The sequence below is a fragment of the Wolbachia endosymbiont (group B) of Erebia ligea genome (assembly GCF_947179575.1).
GTDB classification, from domain to species: Bacteria; Pseudomonadota; Alphaproteobacteria; order Rickettsiales; family Anaplasmataceae; genus Wolbachia; species Wolbachia pipientis_C.
Map to the genome: position 1 here is coordinate 193,324 of NZ_CAMXBW010000003.1, position 23,095 is coordinate 216,418.

19 protein-coding genes are annotated in these 23,095 nt (G+C 33.6%); 11 read left to right on the forward strand and 8 right to left on the reverse strand.

The features are described 5' to 3' along the window. Positions 1 to 59: 59 nt before the first annotated feature. Together OM962_RS05760 and OM962_RS05765 are read left to right on the forward strand one after the other, a co-directional pair. Positions 60 to 1,385 carry a dihydroorotase gene (locus tag OM962_RS05760; protein ID WP_264331111.1) on the forward strand — a complete coding sequence of 442 codons (1,326 nt, stop codon included), beginning with the start codon at positions 60 to 62 and terminating at the stop codon, positions 1,383 to 1,385. Between the two features lie 84 nt (positions 1,386 to 1,469). Beyond that, entirely contained in the window at positions 1,470 to 2,654 is a 1,185-nt protein-coding gene (locus tag OM962_RS05765; protein WP_264331112.1) for a ribonuclease D, read from the forward strand. Here the strand turns inward: OM962_RS05765 and coaE are convergent. Continuing rightward, entirely contained in the window at positions 2,644 to 3,222 is a 579-nt protein-coding gene (gene coaE, locus OM962_RS05770; protein ID WP_264331113.1) for a dephospho-CoA kinase, read from the reverse strand. The two genes, OM962_RS05765 and coaE, sit on opposite strands and share 11 nt — an antisense overlap. A gap of 135 nt (positions 3,223 to 3,357) precedes the next feature. Between coaE and OM962_RS05775 the strand changes: the two genes are divergently transcribed. The 3 genes from OM962_RS05775 to tnpC all read left to right on the forward strand — a co-directional run bounded on the left by OM962_RS05775 (position 3,358) and on the right by tnpC (position 6,785). Beyond that, positions 3,358 to 4,761 (forward strand): NAD(P)H-dependent flavin oxidoreductase, encoded by a 1,404-nt coding sequence (locus OM962_RS05775; protein WP_264331114.1) that lies wholly within the window; start codon positions 3,358 to 3,360, stop codon positions 4,759 to 4,761. Between the two features lie 83 nt (positions 4,762 to 4,844). Next, complete coding sequence (locus tag OM962_RS05780; protein WP_264331115.1) at positions 4,845 to 5,366, forward strand: hypothetical protein; 522 nt, start codon at positions 4,845 to 4,847, stop codon at positions 5,364 to 5,366. Between the two features lie 66 nt (positions 5,367 to 5,432). Next, complete coding sequence (gene tnpC, locus OM962_RS05785; RefSeq protein WP_264330459.1) at positions 5,433 to 6,785, forward strand: IS66 family transposase; 1,353 nt, start codon at positions 5,433 to 5,435, stop codon at positions 6,783 to 6,785. Positions 6,786 to 7,154: 369 nt separating this feature from the next. On the opposite strand, the gene ubiA is transcribed toward tnpC, so the two are convergent. From ubiA to OM962_RS05810, 5 genes are all read right to left on the reverse strand, one after another. After that, positions 7,155 to 8,042 (reverse strand): 4-hydroxybenzoate octaprenyltransferase, encoded by an 888-nt coding sequence (ubiA, locus tag OM962_RS05790; protein WP_264331116.1) that lies wholly within the window; start codon positions 8,040 to 8,042, stop codon positions 7,155 to 7,157. Positions 8,043 to 8,045: 3 nt separating this feature from the next. Continuing rightward, a complete protein-coding gene (locus OM962_RS05795) occupies positions 8,046 to 8,396 on the reverse strand; it encodes a ribosome-binding factor A (RefSeq protein ID WP_006015187.1) in 351 nt (116 codons plus the stop codon). Between the two features lie 9 nt (positions 8,397 to 8,405). Continuing rightward, positions 8,406 to 10,727, reverse strand: coding sequence for a translation initiation factor IF-2 (gene infB, locus OM962_RS05800; RefSeq protein WP_264331117.1), 2,322 nt, complete (start codon positions 10,725 to 10,727; stop codon positions 8,406 to 8,408). A 7-nt stretch (positions 10,728 to 10,734) separates the two neighbouring features. Continuing rightward, a complete protein-coding gene (gene nusA, locus OM962_RS05805; RefSeq protein ID WP_264331118.1) occupies positions 10,735 to 12,288 on the reverse strand; it encodes a transcription termination factor NusA in 1,554 nt (517 codons plus the stop codon). An 87-nt stretch (positions 12,289 to 12,375) separates the two neighbouring features. Continuing rightward, positions 12,376 to 15,450, reverse strand: coding sequence for an efflux RND transporter permease subunit (locus OM962_RS05810; RefSeq protein ID WP_264331119.1), 3,075 nt, complete (start codon positions 15,448 to 15,450; stop codon positions 12,376 to 12,378). A 161-nt stretch (positions 15,451 to 15,611) separates the two neighbouring features. On the opposite strand from OM962_RS05810, the gene OM962_RS05815 reads away from it, so the two are divergent. Next, positions 15,612 to 16,358 (forward strand): hypothetical protein, encoded by a 747-nt coding sequence (locus OM962_RS05815; RefSeq protein WP_264331120.1) that lies wholly within the window; start codon positions 15,612 to 15,614, stop codon positions 16,356 to 16,358. Between the two features lie 3 nt (positions 16,359 to 16,361). Here the strand turns inward: OM962_RS05815 and OM962_RS05820 are convergent, their stop codons facing one another. Next, positions 16,362 to 17,099, reverse strand: a complete 738-nt coding sequence (locus OM962_RS05820) for a type I glutamate--ammonia ligase (RefSeq protein ID WP_264331121.1) — start codon at positions 17,097 to 17,099, stop codon at positions 16,362 to 16,364. 326 nt (positions 17,100 to 17,425) lie between these two features. On the opposite strand from OM962_RS05820, the gene dnaA reads away from it, so the two are divergent. After that, entirely contained in the window at positions 17,426 to 18,808 is a 1,383-nt protein-coding gene (gene dnaA, locus OM962_RS05825) for a chromosomal replication initiator protein DnaA (RefSeq protein ID WP_012481713.1), read from the forward strand. Positions 18,809 to 18,965: 157 nt separating this feature from the next. Further along, positions 18,966 to 19,841: a protein translocase subunit SecF gene (gene secF / locus OM962_RS05830; RefSeq protein ID WP_264331122.1), complete on the forward strand. Its 876-nt coding sequence runs from the start codon at positions 18,966 to 18,968 to the stop codon at positions 19,839 to 19,841. A gap of 5 nt (positions 19,842 to 19,846) precedes the next feature. Here secF and OM962_RS05835 read toward each other — a convergent pair whose 3' ends face one another. Beyond that, on the reverse strand, positions 19,847 to 20,371 hold the full coding sequence (locus OM962_RS05835; RefSeq protein WP_010401102.1) for a TIGR02281 family clan AA aspartic protease: 525 nt from the start codon (positions 20,369 to 20,371) through the stop codon (positions 19,847 to 19,849). Between the two features lie 113 nt (positions 20,372 to 20,484). Here OM962_RS05835 and yidC point away from each other — a divergent pair, with 113 nt between their 5' ends. The 3 genes from yidC to nusB are packed head-to-tail and all read left to right on the forward strand — an operon-like array spanning position 20,485 to position 23,082. Then, entirely contained in the window at positions 20,485 to 22,194 is a 1,710-nt protein-coding gene (gene yidC, locus OM962_RS05840) for a membrane protein insertase YidC (protein ID WP_264331123.1), read from the forward strand. Further along, a complete protein-coding gene (locus OM962_RS05845; RefSeq protein ID WP_264331124.1) occupies positions 22,172 to 22,600 on the forward strand; it encodes a 6,7-dimethyl-8-ribityllumazine synthase in 429 nt (142 codons plus the stop codon). Before yidC ends, OM962_RS05845 begins: the two co-directional genes overlap by 23 nt. After that, entirely contained in the window at positions 22,600 to 23,082 is a 483-nt protein-coding gene (nusB, locus tag OM962_RS05850) for a transcription antitermination factor NusB (RefSeq protein ID WP_264331125.1), read from the forward strand. The genes OM962_RS05845 and nusB overlap by 1 nt, the downstream gene beginning before the upstream one ends. Positions 23,083 to 23,095 lie beyond the last annotated feature (13 nt).

Sequence of the window (23,095 nt, forward strand, 5' to 3'; positions counted from 1 at the left end):
TTTGGTTGTGTTTTACTAAAAAAACTTTAGATTTATTTTGTAATTGATACTTAAATATAATGACACAATCTTGGAATTTATTGCAGAAAGGCCAAAAGGAAGGCTATAAAATTGCGTATATCAATGCTCGTATTATTGACCCGGAAACTAAACTTGATATAAAAGGTTCATTGTTAACTGAAGGGGATAAAATTGTTGATTTTAGCGAATCATTACTTTCAACAAGTGGAGTTGATGAAACAATAGACTGTAAAGGGCTTGTTCTAATGCCAGGACTTATTGACATTCACGTGCATTTTCGTGAACCAGGTCAAGAGCATAAAGAAACTATACATACGGGTAGCAAATCTGCAGCTGTAGGAGGCGTTACAACTGTAGTTTGCCAGCCAAACACTGTTCCAGCGATTGATAGTGTTGTCTTGGCTAAATATTTGAAATATAGAGCACTTGAAACTTCACATGTGAATGTTGAATTTTACGCCAAAATTACCACTTCGGAAGAAAAATTAACTGAAATAGCGCTTTTAAAGGAAGCAGGTGCGGTTGGGTTCACCGATGATGGTATGCCAGTTATGAATCCAATGATTATGAGACAGGCACTGCTTTATTCAAGTATGCTTGGTGTTCCTATTGCTCAACATGCAGAAGATTTAAATCTATCTGCTGGTGGCGCAATTAATGAGGGTAAGATTTCTGAAGAATTGGGAGTAAAAGGAATCTTGAGTGCATCAGAATCGGTTATGGTAACTCGTGATATACTACTAATGAAGGACATAGAAAATGTACACTACCATATTTTACATGTCTCTTCAAAAGATTCACTTGATGCTATTAAACGAGCAAAAGATTTGGGGTTAAATGTTACATGTGAAGTAACTCCTCATCACTTTACTTTAACTGAAGATATAGTAAAGCAACATGGAGCAATCGCAAAAATGAATCCGCCACTTCGTACAGAGGAAGATCGTTTAGCTATGATTGAAGGTTTAAAGACAGGTGTGATTGATTGTATTGCAACCGATCATGCTCCGCATGATCTTAGTTCTAAAGATTTGCCACTTGAAAATGCTGCATTTGGTATTGTTGGCCTTGAAACAATGCTGCCCATTTCACTTGAACTATATCACAGTGGACAAATGGGTCTACTTGATGTGCTTGCAAAATTGACATATAAGCCTGCAGATATCATACATGTGCCACGTGGCCGCATACAGAAAAACCTTGCAGCGGACTTAATTTTAGTTGATTTGGATCATGAATGGAAAATTAAAGTTGACAACTTTGCTAGTAAATCAAAAAATTCCCCTTTCGATGGACGCAAAGTGAAAGGGCGCGTAATACGTACCGTTGTGTCTGGCAAAACTGTATACTTACGGAAGAGTTAGTTATCATATAGTTGTGCTTTGAATTTCAACCAATTGTAGAGATTGAATATAAGTGGTAAAATATAGCCACTGAATAAAAAATATATGCTAATTAGTACGACATCGGAGCTGGAGAATGCATGTGAAGAATTGATGGCAAAAGATCCAAAATTTATAGCAGTGGACACAGAGTTCATTAGAAACAATTTAACCTACTATCCTAGATTATCACTAATTCAAATTTCTTACGGAGAGAAGAGTTTTATTGTAGATGTGTTAGTACCGGTAATTGACTTATCGCTTATTAAGAAAATAATGCTGAATCGAGAAATAACCAAAGTTTTTCATAGTTGTCGGCAAGACATAGAATCCTTACTCACCGTGCTTAAATGTGTTCCTACTCCCATTTTTGATACCCAAGTTGCTGCTATGTTTTGTCATTATTATCACGACTTTATTGGTTATTCAAAAGTAGTAGAGCAATATCAAGGGGTAGCGCTGGATAAAATTAAAGCTAAAAATTCAGACTGGTTAAAACGGCCATTATCTGAGGATCAATTAGATTATGCAGTAAATGACGTGATACACCTATATGACCTACACCAAATATTGTGCAATAAACTTGAAGAAAATAATAGGATAGGCTGGTTTCAAGAAGAGATGGAATCAATAGTTGATGTTAATAAGTATTTGCATAATCCAAAAGATGCATGGAAGAGGATTAAATTTAATTATGAAGCAAATCCAAGGTTGATGTTAACTGTTAAAGCAGTTAGTGAGTGGCAAGAGACCTTAGCACAGCGTTACAATATAAATCGTAATAAGGTAGTCAATAATGCCGTAATAACTGGTTTAATTGAAAAAAACGTGGAACATATTGATGACATTTTAGATGACCTTAAGAGAAACACAAAAAATATAAAAGAGGAAGATTTATTAGAATTTATAGATATTTTCAATGAGAATGAGAAGGAATTTGTGCAGCAAAATTATACTCTGTCAGATAATTATGATAAATCTGTATTTGATATACTCTCGATTATTTTGGAGAGCAAATGTAAGGAAAATAACATATCAAGAAAGTTAATTTCATCAAAAGATGAGTTAGCTGGCTCAATATCTGGGCAGATAGATAAACTATTCAAGGGATGGAGATATGATTTTTTCGGCAGATCAGTAGAATCGTTTTTGAATGCAGGCTCAAGGTTTGAAATTTTAATGGTAAAATCTGCTGATAGTATAGCTAAGATTCGGAGTAATCTTGTGGAGAATAACCGTATCACGTGTTAAGGTCTAACGAGTTTATTATATCTTTCACTTGAGAAAGAACATTTGCACTGGTATCGATGATAAAGTCGCTCATTTGCTTTTTTTCTTCAATAGGTAGCTGAATACTAGACATTAGATCCAGCTTTTTTTTATCCATATTACGCTCACTAAGCCTTTGAGCTTGTACAGTGCTATCTGCATGGATAAAAACAATAAAATCGCAATATAAACGGAATCTCGTTTCCAGTAGGAGTGGAATGTCTAGGACTAGGAGTTTTCTGTCGTTTTCTTTCTCCTGAGCAATAAAAATTGCTAATTCACTCTGCACAGCAGAATGCACTAAAGATTGAAATTGCTTCCAATTTTCATCGTAGGCCAAAAAATATTTAGACAATACTGCTCTGTCTATTTCACCATTTACTATCACCCCAGGAAATTTTTCTTCTGCGTAACTTATTATGTTTTTGTTTACTTTATAAAGCTGGTGCACGACAGAGTCGGCATCAAACAAAGCGGCACCAAATTCTTTAAAGCAATTGGCTACAAAGCTCTTTCCAACTGCAATCCCACCTGTTAAACCTATGATCATATAGCAAATTTCTTATAAAACTATATTTATAGCATCTCCTATGCCTATTTAAAACTGAATGCATAGGTATAAAAAAGAAAAGCTATTATTTTTTTAGTAATTCAGTAAAATAGATTGAAAGATTAAGAGGAAATTTTGAAAGATAAGATAAAAAAGATAGTGATTTCAGGGAAAAAAGTCTGGCCAATCGTCGAGGGCGGTAAAGGCATTGCAATCAGTGATGGAAGATCAAGTGGGGCATTTGCTGCAGCAGATGCTGTTGGTACGTTTTCTGGTGCAAATGCTAAACTTATTGATGACAATGGTGAGTTGGTGCCGCTGATTTATAGAGGTAAAACAAGAAATGAAAAGCATGAGGAATTAATTAAGTATAGTATTGAGGCTGGAGTTAGTCAAGCAAAAATAGCGAATGAAATATCAAAGGGCCGTGGAAGAATACATATGAATGTGCTTTGGGAAATGGGAGCAGCAGAACAAGTCCTTCATGGCATATTAGAAAAAGCAAAAGGCTTAGTTCATGGCATCACTTGCGGTGCTGGTATGCCTTACAGGCTTGGAGAAATTGCAGCTAAATATCAAGTTTATTACTACCCTATTATCTCATCGGCGCGCGCTTTTAAAGCGTTGTGGAAACGTGCTTACCAAAAAATATCTTCTTTTTTACTTGGTGGAGTAGTATATGAGGATCCGTGGCTTGCTGGTGGTCACAATGGACTCAGTAATAGTGAAGACCCAGAATTACCGCAGGCTCCATTTGAAAGAGTTGCAGAGCTTAGATCTTTCATGAATGAGGTCGGTCTTTCTGAAACGCCAATTGTTATGGCGGGGGGAGTGTGGAATTTGAAGGATTGGGAACATTGGTTTGATAATTCGCAAATCGGACCGATAGCTTTTCAGTTTGGCACTCGTCCACTTTTAACAAAAGAAAGTCCGATTTCTACGGAGTGGAAAAAGAAATTACTCACTTTAGAAGAAGGTGACGTATTTTTAAACAAATTTAGTCCGACAGGATTTTACTCATCTGCAGTAAGAAATAGCTTCATACATGAGCTACAGGAACGAAATTCACGTCAAATAAAATTTTCAGAAAGTGCGAGTGGAGAGTTTAATAATGAATTTGCAATAGGTAGCAGAGGTAGAAAGATTTACCTCACTGCAAAAGACAAAGAGCTAGCAAATGCATGGATTAAAGCAGGGTATACAGAGGTAATGAAAACTCCAGATACAACTGTTATTTTTGTGACACCAGGCAAATTTGCGGAGATAAGACAAGATCAAATTAATTGCATGGGATGTTTGAGCCATTGTCTGTTTAGCAATTGGAAAGATCATGGTGACCATTCAACAGGGCGAAAGCCAGATCCACGGAGTTTCTGTATACAAAAGACACTGCAAAACATTGTACATGACGGCAATGTTGAAAATGAACTTATGTTTTCTGGACACAATGTGTACAAATTTAAGCAAGACCCATTTTATGAGAATGGCCACGTACCAACAGTAAAGGAGCTGGTGGAAAGAATATTGACAGGTTTATGACTAACTTGACAAGAAGACATTATTCTATATAATTTATAGTAATAACTGTTTATTAATTTAATCTTAATTTGAGGAGAATATCTATGTGCGATAGTGTTTTAAAAAGGTATGCACTTGCCTATATAAAAGAAAATGGCAGTGACGAGAATGTTCAAGAATTTTTAAGTTCTCGTGGTATGCAAAATATTGATAACTGGAGTGATAAAAATTTTGAAAATGCGTATAAGGAATTTAGGTGCTATAACCCAACTAATAAACACAATATAGGAAGTGATCGACATGATAGTAGGCAACAACCTACAAGCCCTCAGGTTACACACGTACATGTACACAATAATAGAGGTTTAGATTTTTGGGATTATTTTCTACTGCGTAGCCTATTTAGTGGTAATACTACAGTGATAAATAACCTTGGTTCCGGTATCAGTAACCAGCCAAGCAGAGAAGATAAGAAAAAAGACGCAGAAGACAACAGGAAATTATTAGCTTTAGGGATAGTAGCTGTAGTTGCGTGTGTTGCTTTCCATGCTTTAATGTGTGTTTGGTACAACAGCAGCGAAAAAACGTATCCGTTCAGAGGTGTGGCAAGGATAAAAAACAATTGACATAATATATTAAAGTAGTAATAACACAAAATGTTGATAGTAAAGTAAGGCTAGATGCTTCAATTGTTGATCAGTATTGTAGAGTTATGTAAAAACTTAGAGCAGAAAGTAGCAAAGATTGAAGAAAAAAATAAAATCTTAGAAATAGAGAATGCTGAACTAAGAGAGAGACTCGGCTTAAACTCAAGGAATTCATCTTTACCAAGTTCAAAAGAGCTGTACAAAATAAAAAAAGACACACCAGAAGATAAGTCAGAGGGCGGCAGGAAGATAGGTGGTCAAGTTGGACATAAGGGGAATTGCCGAGCTAAAATGGAAGCAGATGAGGTGGTGAAGGTAGAGTTACCAAATAGATGCGAGTGTGGTGAAGAAATCGCAATATCGGAAAAACCATATGTCTATCAAAAAGTTGATTTACCAGAAATTAAGCCTTACGTAGTTGAGTATCAATTAGAACATGGTCGCTGTCGTAAATGCGGAAAAAGAAGGAGTAGCAAATTACCAGAAGGAGTTACACCGGATACCTTTGGTCCTAGAGTTAAGTCAGTAGTTGCATCACTAAGTGGGTTTTATAAGAATTCAAAGCGAGAAATAGCGAATATTATGAAAGACATCTTTAACATGAGTATAAGTGTTGGTAGTGTGTCCAATAGTGAAGCAAGGGTTTCGTCAAAATGTAAAGAAGCCTATGAACAAATAGAGGAAGAAATAAAAGCAAGCGAAATTTTGCATATTGATGAAACCAGTCACTACAACAAAGGCAAATTGGGATGGTGCTGGATGTTTGCCAACAATAAAGCAAGTCTTATGAAGTTAGCAGATACAAGAGGAATGAAATTTTTAAAGAATAGTGCATTTTGTGATTACAAAAACCTGGTAATTACTGACAGATATGCAGTTTACAACCACTTCAGTGATGAAAAACGACAAATTTGTTGGGCTCACTTATTGAGAAATTTCGAGAGGTTATCTCATAGTTGGAATAGTGAAGTAATGAGACTTGGCCATTGTTTAAAAGACGCAGCTAATGGATTGTTTGTATTAAAAAACGCTTTGTCAGAAAATGAAATTAGTATTTCAAAGTTCACTAAGCAAGCTAAAGAATTACGAAGATACATACAGTACTGCATGATAAAAATATCTTATATACTTGAAGCAAAAGGAGCTTCACGAACGGTAAAGGGTATTATAAAATCCGAGTCAATGATGTGGACATTTTTGGATGACCCAGAGAATATTCCATTAACGAATAACCATGTTGAGCGACAGATACGGCATTATGTTGTCTATCGTAAGAATTCATATTTTGCACAGTCAGAGCGAGGGAATAGATTTCTTGAGCGGATAATTTCGTTGTATCTGACTTGGAAACAAAAGGAATTAAACCCTTTTCAAAACCTGCTAGCTGTTGTTTCTTAAACCACACCTCTGAACGGATACAAATCTTTTGCTCTACTGACAAATACCTCTCATTATGTATCGTATAGCATTAATAATTGTTCTGATTTTGTGCTTTCTTGGCCACACCTTGTGCAACTCTTAGCTCCAAAAATTTCCATTCTTTGTCACTTACATCACCTGGATATATTTTTTACTGATCCTATCATATTATCTTCCTGATTTCCTTTCAAGATATGTTCTAAAAAGTAGAATCCGTTCAGCAGGGTGACAAAATAAGATAGAAAAGACAGACATAGAAATAAATGGTGTCATCCCAATATGATACTTTCTCTGTCATCCCAGTACTTGACACTGGAATGACACCATTTTTGCTTCGATATTTACACATTAGCCATGCATCTGAACGGATACAAAAGTAGAATTTACAATTCTATCTAAAAGGATACCGAAAAAGAGCAGGAGTCCTATCTGGGAATTATTTTTAAATATGGACATGCATTGATTAGAATCGTCTGGATTGAAATTTTTGTGTTGGTGGTGAAATATGAATCCTATGGCAAGTAAAGCAATATAAAAGATGTTATTTAATGATGATAGTATACCAGCGTACAACCATGCCATTAAGGATATTAAATAAAATCTTTTCAACCAAGATTTTGTTGTATTGCCAAAGTATAATGCAGTAGATTTCATTCCTAATTTCTCATCATCTTTTTTATCTTGATGAGCGTATATAGTATCATAACTAAGCGTCCAAAAGACGCATCCTATATAAAATAGCAAGGATTCTATGCTAATCTGGTTTGTTATTGCTGCTGAACCCATGAGTGATCCCATGTTGAAAGTAAACCCTAAAAACAATTGTGGCCACCAAACATAACGCTTTAGCAAGGGGTAGATAACTATCATGCACATTGAAATTATTCCAAGTATAAGAGTAGTTTTATTGGTGAATAATAAGATTAATAGGGCAATAGACAGTAACAGTGAAAGTAAAGCCAAAGCCTGCTTTATGTTTAATGCACCACTTGCAAGTGGTCTGTATTTTGTTCGTTCAACATGTGCATCTATTTCTCTATCGAAGATATCATTGATTATGCACCCTGCGGGTCTCATTAAAAATGCACCTATAGTAAACAAAACAAGGAGAAAAAGAGCTTGATACGATAGAGAAGTTGAGGCTAAAAGAATGCCGCTTAAGCTAGAAAATAGCACAAGCCATAAACCTGTTAAACTGTGTATTCTCATTAATGAGAAATAATGGTTGAAATACATTAATTAAGTGTGATTATGTAATATTTTGCTTACATTGACAAAATTATCGAATGCTAAATCAGGCTTAAAAACTAACTCAGGTATAAATCGCAAATCAACATAACATAATATAGATTTACGTATTGACCATGCAGATTGGTTCATTTCATTAACAACAGTGCTGATATCATCATTATCATTTTGGATGTTTAATGAAGATAACACAATATATACATCTGCTTTCTTCAAATCTTTGCTTAGCTTTACATCAGATACTACTACTTTTTCATTAAGAACATTACCTTCCATTAAGACTTTTGATATTGCCCTGTGTAATACCGATGCTACTTTGAGGTTTCTAATTTCCTTTTTCATATTCAACTACTATAACGTCCTTTCTTCTTGCACTAATTGATAAGCTTCCAAAATGTCTCCAACTTTAATATCGATATTACCCTCTAGCGATATTCCGCATTCAAAGTTTACACCTACTTCTTTAACGTCATCTTTAAATCTACGTAGTGCTTTTAACTTTCCTTCATGCACCAATTTGCTGCCACGTACTACCTTAATTAGGGAATCTTTTTTTATAACTCCATCAGTGACATAACATCCGATGATATTACCGGCTTTGGATGAATTAAATATTTGCCTTACAGATGCAGAACCAACACGAACCTCTCGTGTAACAGGCTTTAACATTTTAGTTAGATACATCCTCATGTCTTCAATAAGCTCATATATTATATTGTAAGTATGTATTTCTATACCTTTTTGTTTTGCTAATTCTCTTATTTTTGAATCCACTTTTACATTAAAAGCTAAAATTACTGCGCTTGATGCTTCTGCAAGCAGCACATCTGAATCTGTTACTCCTCCTACTGCTTTGTGTAGAATATTTAATTTCACTTGGTCTTTACCAAGCTTATCAATTGAACTTGATATTGCTTCAATAGAACCAGTGACATCGCACTTTAAAACTACAGATAGTTCTTCTGTTTCACTATCATTACGACTGAATATATCTAAATTACTGTCGTCTAAATCTTCTTGCTTTTTCTTGATTAATTCTAACCTGTATTCAACAATTTCACGAGCCTGCCTTTCAGAGTTTACAACAACAAATTTATCTCCAGCATTTGGTACACCATTTAAACCAGTAACTTCAACTGGAGTAGAAGGTAGTGCCGCTTTTTCTCTTTGACCAAGGTGATTAACCATACTGCGTACTTTGCTGTATGTTGTACCAACTACCAATATGTCACCAATCTTTAATGTCCCTTCTTCAACTATTAATGTAGCTGATATTCCTTTAGCTTTATCTATTTTGGACTCTATTACCCATCCAAGTGCTCGACAATCCTCTATTCCTTCTAGCGTCATTAATTCAGCAATTAATAAAATTGCCTCTTCTAGTTTATCTAAGTTGATTTTCTTTTTTGCTGATACTGGTACAATTATAACATCACCACCAAGTTCTTCGGGGATGAGGTCACACTGAGGCAAACTATTAATTATTCTTTCTACATCGCCAGGTTGTGATTTATCAATTTTATTAATGGCAACTATAATAGAGACATTTGCTGCTTTTGCATGGTTTATTGCTTCAATTGTTTGTTTCATGATTCCATCATCAGCTGCAACTACTATCACAACTATATTAGTAATATTGGCACCACGTGCACGCATTGCAGTAAACGCTTCATGCCCTGGTGTATCAATGAAGGTAATTTTTTGCTTATTTTTTGTCGTTAATTGATAAGCACCTATGTGTTGAGTGATGCCACCTGACTCTCTTTCTGCAACATTGGATTCACGAAATGCATCGAGTAATGATGTTTTACCATGATCGACATGTCCCATAAAAGTAACGATAGGTGGTTTGAGTCTTTTAGGTAAGTTTTCTCTGTTGCTTATGAAGAGTAAATTCTTTTCTTTATCAGCATCACTTACTCGTTTAGCCGTATGATTAAATTTTTTTGCTATTTCACATGCTATATCTGGATCTACTGTATCATCTACTCTATAATTCTCACCAACTTCTTCTTTAAACATTTTTAACACACTTTTGCTATCTTCTGCCATACGAATAGATAATTCCCTGATAGTTATTTTGTCTGGTATAATAACTTCTCTTGCTATATTTTTACCCTTAGTAAACTTTGATTGTTTACTTCTTATACCAAATTTTTGCTTAAATACAGGGAGGTGTTCATTTCTTTCATCTATTGCCTGTGTAATTACTAGCTTAGAATGCTTAGAGTATATATCTTTGCTAGCTTTAAAAGACTTTTTATCATTGTTCTCATATTCAATACTATCTTCTTTTTGTTCAACTGAGTTAGTATTACTTAAAACTTCCTTATTTATTTCTTTAGGTAAAGAGTGTGATTCATTTTTATCTTCAGCTTCTTGATTGCTTTCTTCTTTTTTTATTTTCTCTTCTTGTTCTCTCTGATTCCTTTCTTTCAGCAAAGTAGCATTCTGTACAGCATTAATGCGGGAAATTTGTTCTTTTTCAGTTAAAGAGCCTAATTTACTCTCGTCAAATAAACTATATTCTTCTGCAGAATGAATTTTTCTTCTTTTTTTTACTATTGTAGTACCAGTACTTTGACTATCTAAAGAGTTTAAATTAATGTCTAATTTAAGCTTGCTTAAGCCTTGTAGGGTTAATTTTTTATTACTGATATCTTCATTATTCATATTGTTTTTATATTAATCCAAGCTTTTTACGTGCTTCTATGATTATTAAATCTGCTGTATCTTTTAGATTGTCTTTATTATTAGTTGAGGAAGAGAGTATGCTACAAAACTCATAATTTGATAAATCTGCTATGTCCTCTAAAGTTTTAATATTATGTTTACTAAGAGCAACTTTATTATCTATTGATAAGGCTAAGTTGATTACATCGTCTTCCATACCTAAATTTTTTAGCTCTTCTATTTTTCTATCATTCTCTGCTTTCAGGTAATTGTTTGCTCTATTATGAAGTTCATTTGCAATATCTTCATTGAAGCCCTCTATTGAAGCAAGTTCCTTAATTGAAGTGTTAGATATATCTTCTACACTTGAAAAACCTTCTGTTACCAATAATTGGCCCATAATCTCTTCTAAGTTTAAAGCTTCAGCAAATAAAACTGAACATTGACTAAATTCTTTATTTCTTCTTTCTGATTCTTGCTGAGTGCTTAATATCTCAATTTTCCATCCAACAAGCTCTGAAGCTAATCTTACATTCTGACCCTTTTTTCCTATAGCTAAACTCAATTGATCTTCAGCAACTATTAACTCTATACAATTTTCATTTTCGTCAATAATGACCTTTGATACTTCTGCAGGAGTAATGGCTTTAATAACAAATTGACCCAAATCTGATGAGTAATGTATGACGTCGATTTTTTCACCGTTTAATTCGTGTATAATAGTTTTTATTCTATCTCCTTTAACTCCAACGCAAGCACCTACTGGATCGATATTCTTATCAGATGAAAAAACAGCAACTTTAGATCTTGAACCAGCGTCTCTAGCTATACCCTTAATTGTTATCAATCCGTCAGCAACTTCTGGTACTTCTTGATTCAACAATGCCTCTAAAAAGCCTTCATGAGCCCTAGAAAGAATGATTTGACGTCCATCGTCAGAGCGCTTAACAGCCTGTATGTAAGCTTTAACCTTATCGCCTTCACGAAATGACTCACCACCAATTAAGTTTCGTAAAGGGAGGTATGCTCCAATTCCGTTTATGTCTATAATAAGATCTGAATATTCTACTTGTTTAACGATGCCATACCTCATTTCTCCTACCTTATCTTTAAATTCCTCATATTGCTTTTTTAACTCTTCATCTTTGATTATTTCAGAAATCTTTTGCTGGGCAATTCTTGCTGAAACAAGATCAGTGTTAAGAGAAATCAACTCACTAATAGTATCTCCAACTTTTGCATCTTCTTTTATTAACTTAGCTTGTGTCAACTTAATTAAGTCACACTCATTTTCATTTGATTCATCATTAATGACTTTTAGTTGTCTATATGAGGTAACTTTGCCTGTGTTTTTATCTATATTAACTACAATTTTACTTTTGCTACCATACTTTTGTTGAGCTACTGCTTCGATAGCACTTTTAAGTGCATTTATTATAATATTAAAATCCAAACCTTTTTGAAGTGAGAGCTCTCCCGCTGTTTTTATTACATCAAGGCTTCCAACTATGTTATTCTTGTTGCTTTTCTGCTTAACACTGCTTTTACGATTAGCAATCATATAAATAAATCCAATTTAATTAGCTATAATTATAGCTTCAACAGGTAAAAAACGCTATCTTAAATGTTAAATGATTGCTAATTTAAGTCAAGTTTTTTCATGTCTTTGTATGATAAGCAATGCCGGAGTAAAGAATAAAGTTAAGACCGTTGCAGCCAATATTCCACTTGCTATGGTTGCTGAAATATCAACCCACCACTGGCTTGATGGAGCATCATATGTGATTTGTAGCGTAAAAAAACTGATATTTAACCTAGTAATCATCGGTATTAAACCAAGAACTGTAGTTGCAACGGTAAGTAGTATTGGCCTGATGCGAGAAATTGAAGCGTTTATTATACATTGCTTAATGTTATTTTTGCGCACCTTAATTTGCTGATGAAAGGCATCAAGCAATAGTATATTATTATTCACTATAATTCCTGCTAAAGCAATTATCCCCACTCCACACATGACAACTACAAAAACTTTCTGAATAAGAAAGAAAATGAAAAATACACATGTTGTTGATAAAAACACTGCTGTCATTACGATAAATGTATAGTATATGTTGTTAAACTGTGCCACTAGCACCAATATCATCAATGTAATTGCTAATATAAAAGCCTTTAATAAAAATGCTCCTGATTTTTGTTGATCTTCCTTGTCACCTTTGAAATCAATCTTTACTCCTTTACTACAGTCTTGAGTAATCGAATTTTGAATGAACTTAACTCTTTCATCAACAAGATAGCCAGTATCAACGTCAGCAGAGATTGTTACTGTGCGTGATCCATCAATCCTACTTAGTTTATTTGCCTTTTTTTCGGGAACGTATTTCACTATGCTACTCATAGAATACGGTCCATTTGCTGTATTAATAAAAAGGTTATCTATAGTTTTCATGTTGCGATTCTTTCTGGGAAAGCGTAGTACAATATCAATTTCTTCATCTGCGTTATTTGGTCTATATTTTCCAATTAATACTCCATTTGTAACCATCTTTATAAAATCACCGATGGTTGCAACACTTACTCCAGAGCTTGTAGCCTTACTCTTATCAATACTCATATTCCACTCTATTTCAGGTGCTGATCTACTATCTTGAATATTTATAAATCCAGATGAAGGTTGGTCCATAATTTTTAGGATTTTCTCTGCTACTGAATTCAAGTTGGATGCACTTCCGCTTAAGTTAATTTGTATTGGCTTGTCAGCTGATGGTCCTGACTTTTGTTCCTGTACATCAATTATTACTCCTTTTATGTTTTGCACACTGCTCCTTATATCATTTAGTATTTGCTTAGCTTTGCGCCTGCAGCGCCAATCTACAAGTTCCAATTGAATTTTGGCAATAACGTTGTCTGAAAATTTTCCTGACCGAGCATAAAAAACATAAATTTCTTTTTCAACACCTAAAATACGTTCTTCTACTTTCTTAAGTATCAAATCTCGTTCTTTGGCTGATAAGCTTTCTTTTACTTTAACGCTGATTAAAATGTTATCTGAATCTACATTCGGAAAGAACTTTAATCCAGGACCAAAAGTAAAATATAATATACTAGACAAAAATAAAACAAATACAACAACACATACAAATTTTTTGGGGTGATCTAAGACTTTCTCTAACATACGTACATAAGTTCTTATTATAAGCCCAGTATTTTTTACCTTACCACTTTCTATAGCACTCATTCTTATTATTTCTTTTTTTGAAGTTATTGAAGGTTTACCAAATATTGCACCAAGTGTTGGTATAAAAACTAAAGCCATAATTAGCGATCCAGTTAAAGTTAGAATTATTGTAATTGGTATGTACTGCATAAATTTACCGACTGTATCGGGCCAGAGTAACAGAGGGAAAAACACTGCTAATTTAGTCAATGTTGATGATAAAACTGGATAGAACATATCATGAACTGAGGTGCAAAAGGCTTCTACTTTATCCATGCCACAAATCATCTTTCTATCAGCATATTCGCTGATTACAATTGCATCATCAACCAGCATCCCAACTGCCATAATTAGACTGAAGAGCACAACTATATTTAGAGTAATACCCATTAGGTAAAGAGCCATTATTCCTATGAGAAAGGAGCCAGGTATTGATAGTGCAACAAGAATAGCAGCCCTTGTTCCCATAAAGAGCATTATTATGGTTAGTATTAGTAATACGGCAAATATTATACCATTTTCCAAGTCTTCAAGCACATCACGTACATTTTTTGACTGGTCATTCAAATAAACTACTTTTAAATTTTCAGGTAATTGATCTTTTGCTTTGTCCATTAAGTATTTTACTTGATTTACCGTGTCTATTATGTTTTTTCCATTACGTTTTGAAATTTCTAGTACAATGCTAGGTAGTCCATTAATACGAGCAAATCCTTGGTGATCTTCAAACTCAAGGTATACTTTTGCTATATCTTTGATTCTCAAAACTGCATCACTTTGAGATCTAATAGGAATATTCATAATATCTTCTATGTCTTTTAATAACCCTGATATTTTAATCGAATATTTACCGGTATCGTTTTCTAGTGATCCTGCTCCTACCAATCTGTTGTTGTTTGATATAGCTTGAAATATCTCATTTGATTGAATGTTATATTTTGTTAGAACTGTGGGCTCAATTATAACTTCAACTGTTTCTTTACGCATACCTGCCACTTCAACTTTAAGAACATTTGGCAGAGATTCTATTTCTTTCTTTAGTTTGAGTGCTATTTCAGTTAAAGCTCTTTCCGGCAAATTACCAATCAAGCCAACGTTTAGTATCGGAAATAAGCTCAAGTTTATTTCATTGATTATCGGAGATTCTGCTTCAATAGGTAATTTTGATTTTATGTTTAAAAGCTTTGAACGGACGTTATCAAGTACTTCTTTGTTATCATATTCTGTACCAAACTTAATTATCATGTGAGCACCGTCATTAGTTGCAAGTGCCTTTAGCTCTCTCACGCCCTCAATGGACCTTAGTTCATTTTCTATTGGAATAGCTAATAACTTTTCACTATCCTCGACAGAAATACCAGGAAACCCGACAAATACGCTAATTATAGGAATCTGTACATCAGGATTGCTTTCTCTTGGCATTTTTATATAAGTGTATGAGCCGAAGGTAAAAATCACGATAAGCAATAATATTACTGTTCTATTCCTCTCTATAATTAATCTTTTCATTCCGGACATTATACGTATTTACATCATATTATAGCTAAGATAAATTATATATTAATTAATCCTTATATAGCTTTATGTAAATGATTAAAATTTTTACAGTTTTGTAAGCGTAAGAAAACTTCTATATAATATAACTTTAGTATGGTATTTGAGGGATTATTATGGTAGCAGTTCTAAGTGTGACAGAAGGCAAGAATAAAGTGATCGTATCTGGGTTGGTTGGTGTCTCATCAACTTTAGTATTTTTAACAGTGATTCACATTGCTGCAAAGATAGCCATTATAGTTACTGCTGCTGCAGTTACTTACTTATTACTTTTGCTGATTCATAAAATAAGAACTAAAAAAGAACAGCCTGCTGAAATTACTGGTGTTTCAGGAGATGAAGGGTATAGCAGTGTTGATGAAGGTGAAGAAAAAGATACAGAAATATCCGCAAAAGAACCAGAAAGAACTGAAACTGAGTTAGAAGAAGAAATAATAAGGAAAAGAGCACAAGAACGCATGGAGAAAGGATCACTTGGTGGCCCGATAAATGCGTTTGGCGAACCAATTCATGTGACTATAGATGCTGAAAATAGCAATCCTGTTGATTATACAAAAACTATGGTAGTGCCTGAGAAAATTATTCTTGGCATGCCAGATGATAAAACTCTTACACAAAATAGCTCTAGCTCTATAAAGAATCAGATGAAATCTCTTCCTGAACACATGGATGTATCTGGTAATCCACTTCCTGAGCAGCTACCAAGCAACCTTCCCAATATAGGGCCTAAGTCTAAAAGTACGCAGAAACTATCTGCTGCAGACTTGCTATTACGGTATGGGAATGTAAATAATGATGTGAGGAAAGTGCTAGAATGGCCAATTACCTCAAAGGAGTTTAATGGGTTAGGGTTTAACAGGTAGTTGCTATATCAAACTCTCCATCTTATATTGAGGATCAGATGCAATGCCATACACTCTATTTGGCGGAGCAATTTTGTTCTCTATACCAAAAACTATACCTTCAATTATTGCTGTGAGTACTTTTTCAAGGTTACAATCTGCTCCAGGAACACGGTGCTCTAGGCGGCATCTTTTGGAATCGTTGCCAAAATAGGGGATTCTTATTGCAGCAGTTCTGTTATTCACTCCCCAACTAATCGTCGTTGGAGTATGAATATCTGGGTACTGAAATCTTAAATATGAATCATCATTTGGAGCAAAAAACAACATATGTTTTTTCATCATTGCACATAATCCACCTATGCTGTGAATCAGGTGGTCACTATATTTTTGCTTATTGCCATAAAATAAGTTATTATTATTTGAATCCATGAGGCTAACATGTACATTTAGTGCGCTGCCTGCTCTATCCAAATAAGGTTTTGCTTTAAAAGAAACATTACCATCGAACTCTTGTGCTGTTCCAATCAGTAATTGTTTTGCCAACTCAAAATGCATAATTAAATTATCAGAGCTCGTATAACAGTCACTTTTTATTTCATATTGGTTTAAAGAACTCTCTTTTTCACAAAAAAATCCAAGAGAAGCTATTTTATTTTTGATGCTATTCAGAAATAAATATTCTTTTTTTATTCCCTCAGTGTAAAACTCCAGTTCAATACCGAATACAGTATTATGACTCAAATTACTTAATATAATCACAAATTTACTTCAATAAATTTATACTAAATCAGCTATATTTATACAAGTACTTTACTTATTTATCAGTAAATTTAATATCTTATTTATACATAATATATTACTATTTTTTAATAACATACTTCTAATCCTCGGTACAAGCGACATTTACAAATTGATTGTTTTTATTTCAAAAAAATGATCAATTTTAGTGTTTTTATACTCTTTACAACTCGTCAAAAAATCCTCATAATTTTAGATATGTATTAAGTAGTGTTAGCTTTTTATCTTACAGTAAGCTATTGATTATCTTGCATCTTTCTGATTATTGTTCTTTCTTGGTGTGGTATATGAACTTAACTAACCCTAAGGTTTCTACTATGTTTTTTGATCAGATTATTACAGTAACGGACCACAATGTTACTTGGGAAAAAATCCAAAATTATCTCCATAATCTCTATGGAGAAGCAACATATAACAGCTGGCTGAGTTCACTAAGATTTATCAGCAACAGAAATGGAGAAGTTTTGTTGTCTGTACCAACAAGATTTATAAAGGAGTGGATTACAGTTCACTACATGGAAAAAATATTGTCATTATGGCAAAGCGAAGATCAAAGTGTATGTTCTATTGATATTCAATTAATTGAAGAAAGAAATTCAAATTCTAATACGATACTAAAAAATAGAGAGGAAAATAATCATAATCTTGGTTCACCACTAGATACCAGATTCACTTTTGATAATTTTGTGGTAGGAAAGTCAAATGAGTTAGCATTTACAGCGGCAAAGCGTGTAGCGGAATCTATAGATCCAATATCAGGAAGCAACCCTTTATTTCTATATGGTGGAGTGGGACTTGGTAAAACACATTTAATGCATGCTATAGCTTGGGACATAGTCAATTCTCCGTCAGCAAAAAGAAAAGTGGTATATTTATCAGCAGAGAAATTTATGTATCAATATATTACGGCGCTGCGGAGCAAAGATATTATGTTATTTAAAGAGCAATTTAGATCAGTAGATGTATTGATGGTAGATGATGTGCAATTTATCAGTGGTAAAGATAGTACACAAGAAGAATTTTTTCACACTTTCAATGCATTGATAGACCAAAATAAACAATTGGTTATATCAGCTGATAGGTCTCCTAGTGATCTTGATGGAGTAGAAGAAAGAATAAAATCACGACTTGGTTGGGGATTAGTTGCAGATATTAATGAAACAACTTTTGAATTAAGACTTGGTATATTGCAGGCGAAAGTGGAACGAATGAATATGTATGTTCCAAAGGATGTCCTAGAATTTTTGGCAAGGAATATAAAATCCAATATAAGAGAACTAGAAGGAGCATTAAATAAGGTTGCTCATACCTCTTTAATTGGAAGAAGCATGACAGTAGAATCAGCTAGTGAGACCCTAATTGATCTTCTTAGGTCAAATCATAGGTCAATCACAATAGAAGAAATACAGAAAAAAATAGCTGAATTTTTCAATATAAAGATTGCAGATATGCAATCTAATAGAAGGCTCCGCAGTCTTGCGAGGCCGAGACAAATAGCTATGTATTTCGCAAAGAAGTTTACGCAAAAAAGTTTACCAGATATTGGAAGAAATTTTGGTGGTAGAGATCATGCTACTGTTATACACGCAGTCAAACAAGTGGAAAATTTCATAAGAACTGACCCAAAATTTGCTGATGAAATCAATCGATTAAAAAAGATGTTTAAGTAGCACTTTATTAATGACAACCAGGCTGTTTTCATTTTTTTGATCAAATATCTTTTTCAAGTAGATTAAGTAAATCAAAGATCATTATTAGTATAAGCTAAGAGAAAATAGCTAGTCGATTGCTTAAAAAGTATATAAAATCACAATTTAAGTAGGAAATATGGCAATTAGACTTATTCCAGATAATCTTGATATAAGATTTAGTAAATATAGAAATTTGACAGCACTTGTTAGCGTTATTCTTATCATTTTTTCAATGCTTACTTTTATGCTGCGTGGAATGAATTTGGGTATAGACTTTACAGGTGGAATTTTGATAGAGATAAAATCTTCAAGCAAGGATGATGCTATTCTCGGTATATTAAAAGAGAGTGGATTTACGATACAGAGTTCAAAAGCTGGTAATAACTTAGTTGTGCGGTTTAAAGATGAGGGAGATGAAGATAAAATTAAAAAGGTTAAAAGTATATTAGAAAGCAAATTAGGTAATTTAGTAACTTATCGTAAAATAGATTATGTTGGTCCACAAATAGGCTCAACGCAGATATTTGAAGGGATATCAGCCATGTTAATTGCAATTATTGGAATATTTTTTTATGTTTGGCTTAGATTTAACTGGCAGTGTGGACTTGGTGGAATAATGGCACTGATCCATGATGTGATTTTAACTCTTGGCTTTATCAGCTTAACGAGTATTGAGTTTAATATTTCATCAGTTGCAGCTCTACTTACCGTGATTGGCTATTCAATCAATAATTCAGTGGTTATATACGATCGGATTCGAGAGTATAAAAAAAATAGAAAAGATGTAGAAATGGATGAAATAGTTGATGCTAGCATTAATTCTACACTATTTCGTACTATGTTAACTTCAGGTACTACTCTTCTTGCTGCTCTTCCTTTAGTGCTGATTTGTACAGGTGTGGTCAGAGACTTCTGCTTAATCATTTCTTTTGGCATTGCAATCGGCACCTGTTCCGCAATATTTATCTCTGCTCCTATATTGACCTGCAGAGCGTTGATAAGTAGAGTATAGAACGTTTAACTACGATATAATATTAGCTTATTATCCCTAATAGTGAAATGAAAATATCTCAAAAAGCTCATACCAAGTAATGAATGGGACATAGAGTGAGTATTAACACTAGCGTGCACATCATTAATTAAAAAATTTCCTATTTTAACTTGAGGTATTTGAACCACTCCAGCTTTTATTTGACCTTTTGCAGTTTCATATATTTTAAAGTCTTGAATGTTTTGTAAGTTAATACCAGCATGTAACGCATCTTTTTGCGATAGAACAATATCAGTTGCTCCGGTATCAAGCAAAAACGTTATATTACGATCATTGACTTGAGCTTGAATATAAAAGTGTCCATCGTATGACTTTGTAAATTCAATACTTCCGCCATTTTGAACCCTTCCTTTGTACGGTAGAAAAGTGCTCAGAAACCTATTGCTTAGTTTATCCCCTTGTGAATCAATAAACATTGCAGTAATGACTATTATCAGTAGCCAAATAACTAGATTTTTTGCTGCATTCATATTATTAAAATTTGAAGCCATAAGAGTAAGTTTTTAAGATTAGCGTTAAAAGCTATTATTAAAAATAAGTAAATTTTATTGTTTTAGTACAATATTTAACATATACTTTAAGGAGGTATGTTCGATTTAATTTCATGTCAGAAGCAAAAAATTTAATTTTAGCAACAATTCTTTCTATATTGATTATAGTATTATGGCATATTATGTATGATAATTTTCTTAACACGAGCCAAAGCCAACCATCGATTGAAAATATTGAACATATCGAATCTTCTAACGACCTTGCTCCTATGATATACCAAAATCGTTCTGAAATTATTAATTCTACTAGAGAACAGAGAGTTAATTTAACCAATAACATGCTTGAAGGATCAATTTCTCTGAAAGGTGCAAGGTTTGATGACTTAATCCTAACTAACTACCACTTAGAACCGAGTTCTTCTTCTCCACAAGTGGTGTTACTGTCACCTGCAGAATCAAAAGATGTATATTTCGCAGAATTTGGGTGGCTCGATCCGAATGAAAAGATTAAAGTTCCAGATTCTAAAACAGTATGGCAAGCAGATAAACTCAATCAAAAAGAGGTCAATTTATTTTGGGATAATGAAAATGGCATTTTATTTAGAATGAAAATTAGCCTTGACGATAACTACATGTTTAAAGTTGAGCAAATTATTGAAAACAATACAAAAGATAATGTAGTTTTAGTTCCCTATGGTAAAATCAATCGTAAACGTGATAATATTAACGAATCCTATTGGATATCACATGAAGGAGTACTAGGTGCATTTAACAATAAGCTAGAGGAGTGGACATATAAGGATATTTCTAAGAAGCGTTTAATAAAGGCAAGCACGAGTGAAAAAAATTGGTTTGGTTTTGCTGATAAATACTGGCTTACAGCCATCATACCTGAGAAATCAGATAAAATAAATGTGAGCATTAAACACACGAATGTTAATAACATTGATAAGTTTCAAGCAGATTTTGTTAGACCGTACACACACATACTCCCTGGTACAAGTGCTTCTACTCTGAACTACTTTTTTGCTGGGGCAAAGAAATTGAATTTACTTGATTCTTATAAAGACACTCTCAATATACCTTTGTTTGATAAGGCTGTAGATTTTGGTGTTCTTTATTTTATAACCAAGCCGGTGTTTTTACTGCTTGAATATTTTAACTTTGTTTTGAAAAATTTTGGCTTAGCAATATTATTGCTAACTTTAGTAATCAAACTTTTGATGCTTCCCTTATCTAATAGATCATATATTTCGATGTTCAAGGTGAAAAGCCTGCAGCCTGAATTAACTCGTATAAAAGAGTTGTACAAAAATGACAGCTTAAAGCAGCACAAAGAGACAATTGCGTTGTTCAAGAGAAACAATGTAAATCCAATGTCGAGCATTTTCCCTATGCTCATACAAATACCAGTATTTTTTGCTCTGTATAAAGTATTATTTGTTACTATAGAGATGAGACACGCCCCTTTTTATTTATGGATTAAGGATCTTTCAGCTTCTGATCCAACAAACATTTTTACATTATTTGGGTTGTTTAATTATAACTTTCCTATTTCTATAGGCATTTTACCTATAATTTTCGGCGCTACCATGATAATTCAGCAGAAGCTAAGTGAGAACGATCAAACCAGTAAAGATGATATTCAAGTAAATGTTATGAAGTTTTTACCTTACATTTCTGTCTTTATTTTTTCTTCTTTTCCTGCCGGCCTGGTAATATATTGGATATTTAGTAATATTATAACTCTGGTTCAACAATCATTAATAAAGTTGCTTTTAACAAGAAAAGTGGGGATGAATGTCGAAAATACTAATAGTTAATTCAATTTACCACACTGAAATAGCGAACCTTTTGCTTGAAGGTGCAGTCGATAGATTAAAAGAAAGTCATGCAAGCTATGATATAATTGAAGTTCCTGGTGCATTTGAGATACCAGCTACAATTCTCTTTGCAGTAAAAAGCAAGAATGCTAATTATGACGGTTATTTAGCTCTTGGGTGCGTGATTCGCGGTGAAACTGATCATTATAAATACGTTTGTAAAGGAGTAATCGAAGGCTTAAATGAAGTTATTATGCATTATGCAATACCCCTTGGTATGGGCGTAATTACCGCTGACAGCAAAGATAAAGCACTAATTAGAGCTGACAAAAATAAAAAGAACGTTGGTGGCCATGCAGCCTCAACTGTTTTGCATATGATAGATCTACACAATAAATTAAAATAATGGAGGAAAAACCAGTAGATAAAAAGTGGCGCATAAAAAGAAGTACGGCAAGATTTCTTGCTGTACAAATTGCTTATTCAAATATTTTTGTAAGTTACAACAAAAGCACTTTTAATTTGGAAAATTGTGAGCTTAAGGACTACATAAGTACGTTGAAAGATATATTTGAATGTGAAGAATTTGAACATCAGTTCTTAGAAAACTTGTTATGTAAGGTTATAAAAAGCAGTGAAGAATATGATAAAATAATAGAGTCTTATTTACACCCAAGCTGGTCACTTTCACGATTAAATCTTATAAGCTTATCTATTTTGCGTATTGCAGTATGTGAGTTAATTGATTTTGATACACCAGCACCAATTGTTATTAATGAATATACTAACATTGCATCTGATTTACTTGATGCTCCAAACAAAATTGGCTTTATTAATGGGTTGTTAGATAAGGTAAAGGATGCAGTCAGACTAAATAAAAATCCTTAGTAACTTCTCTTAA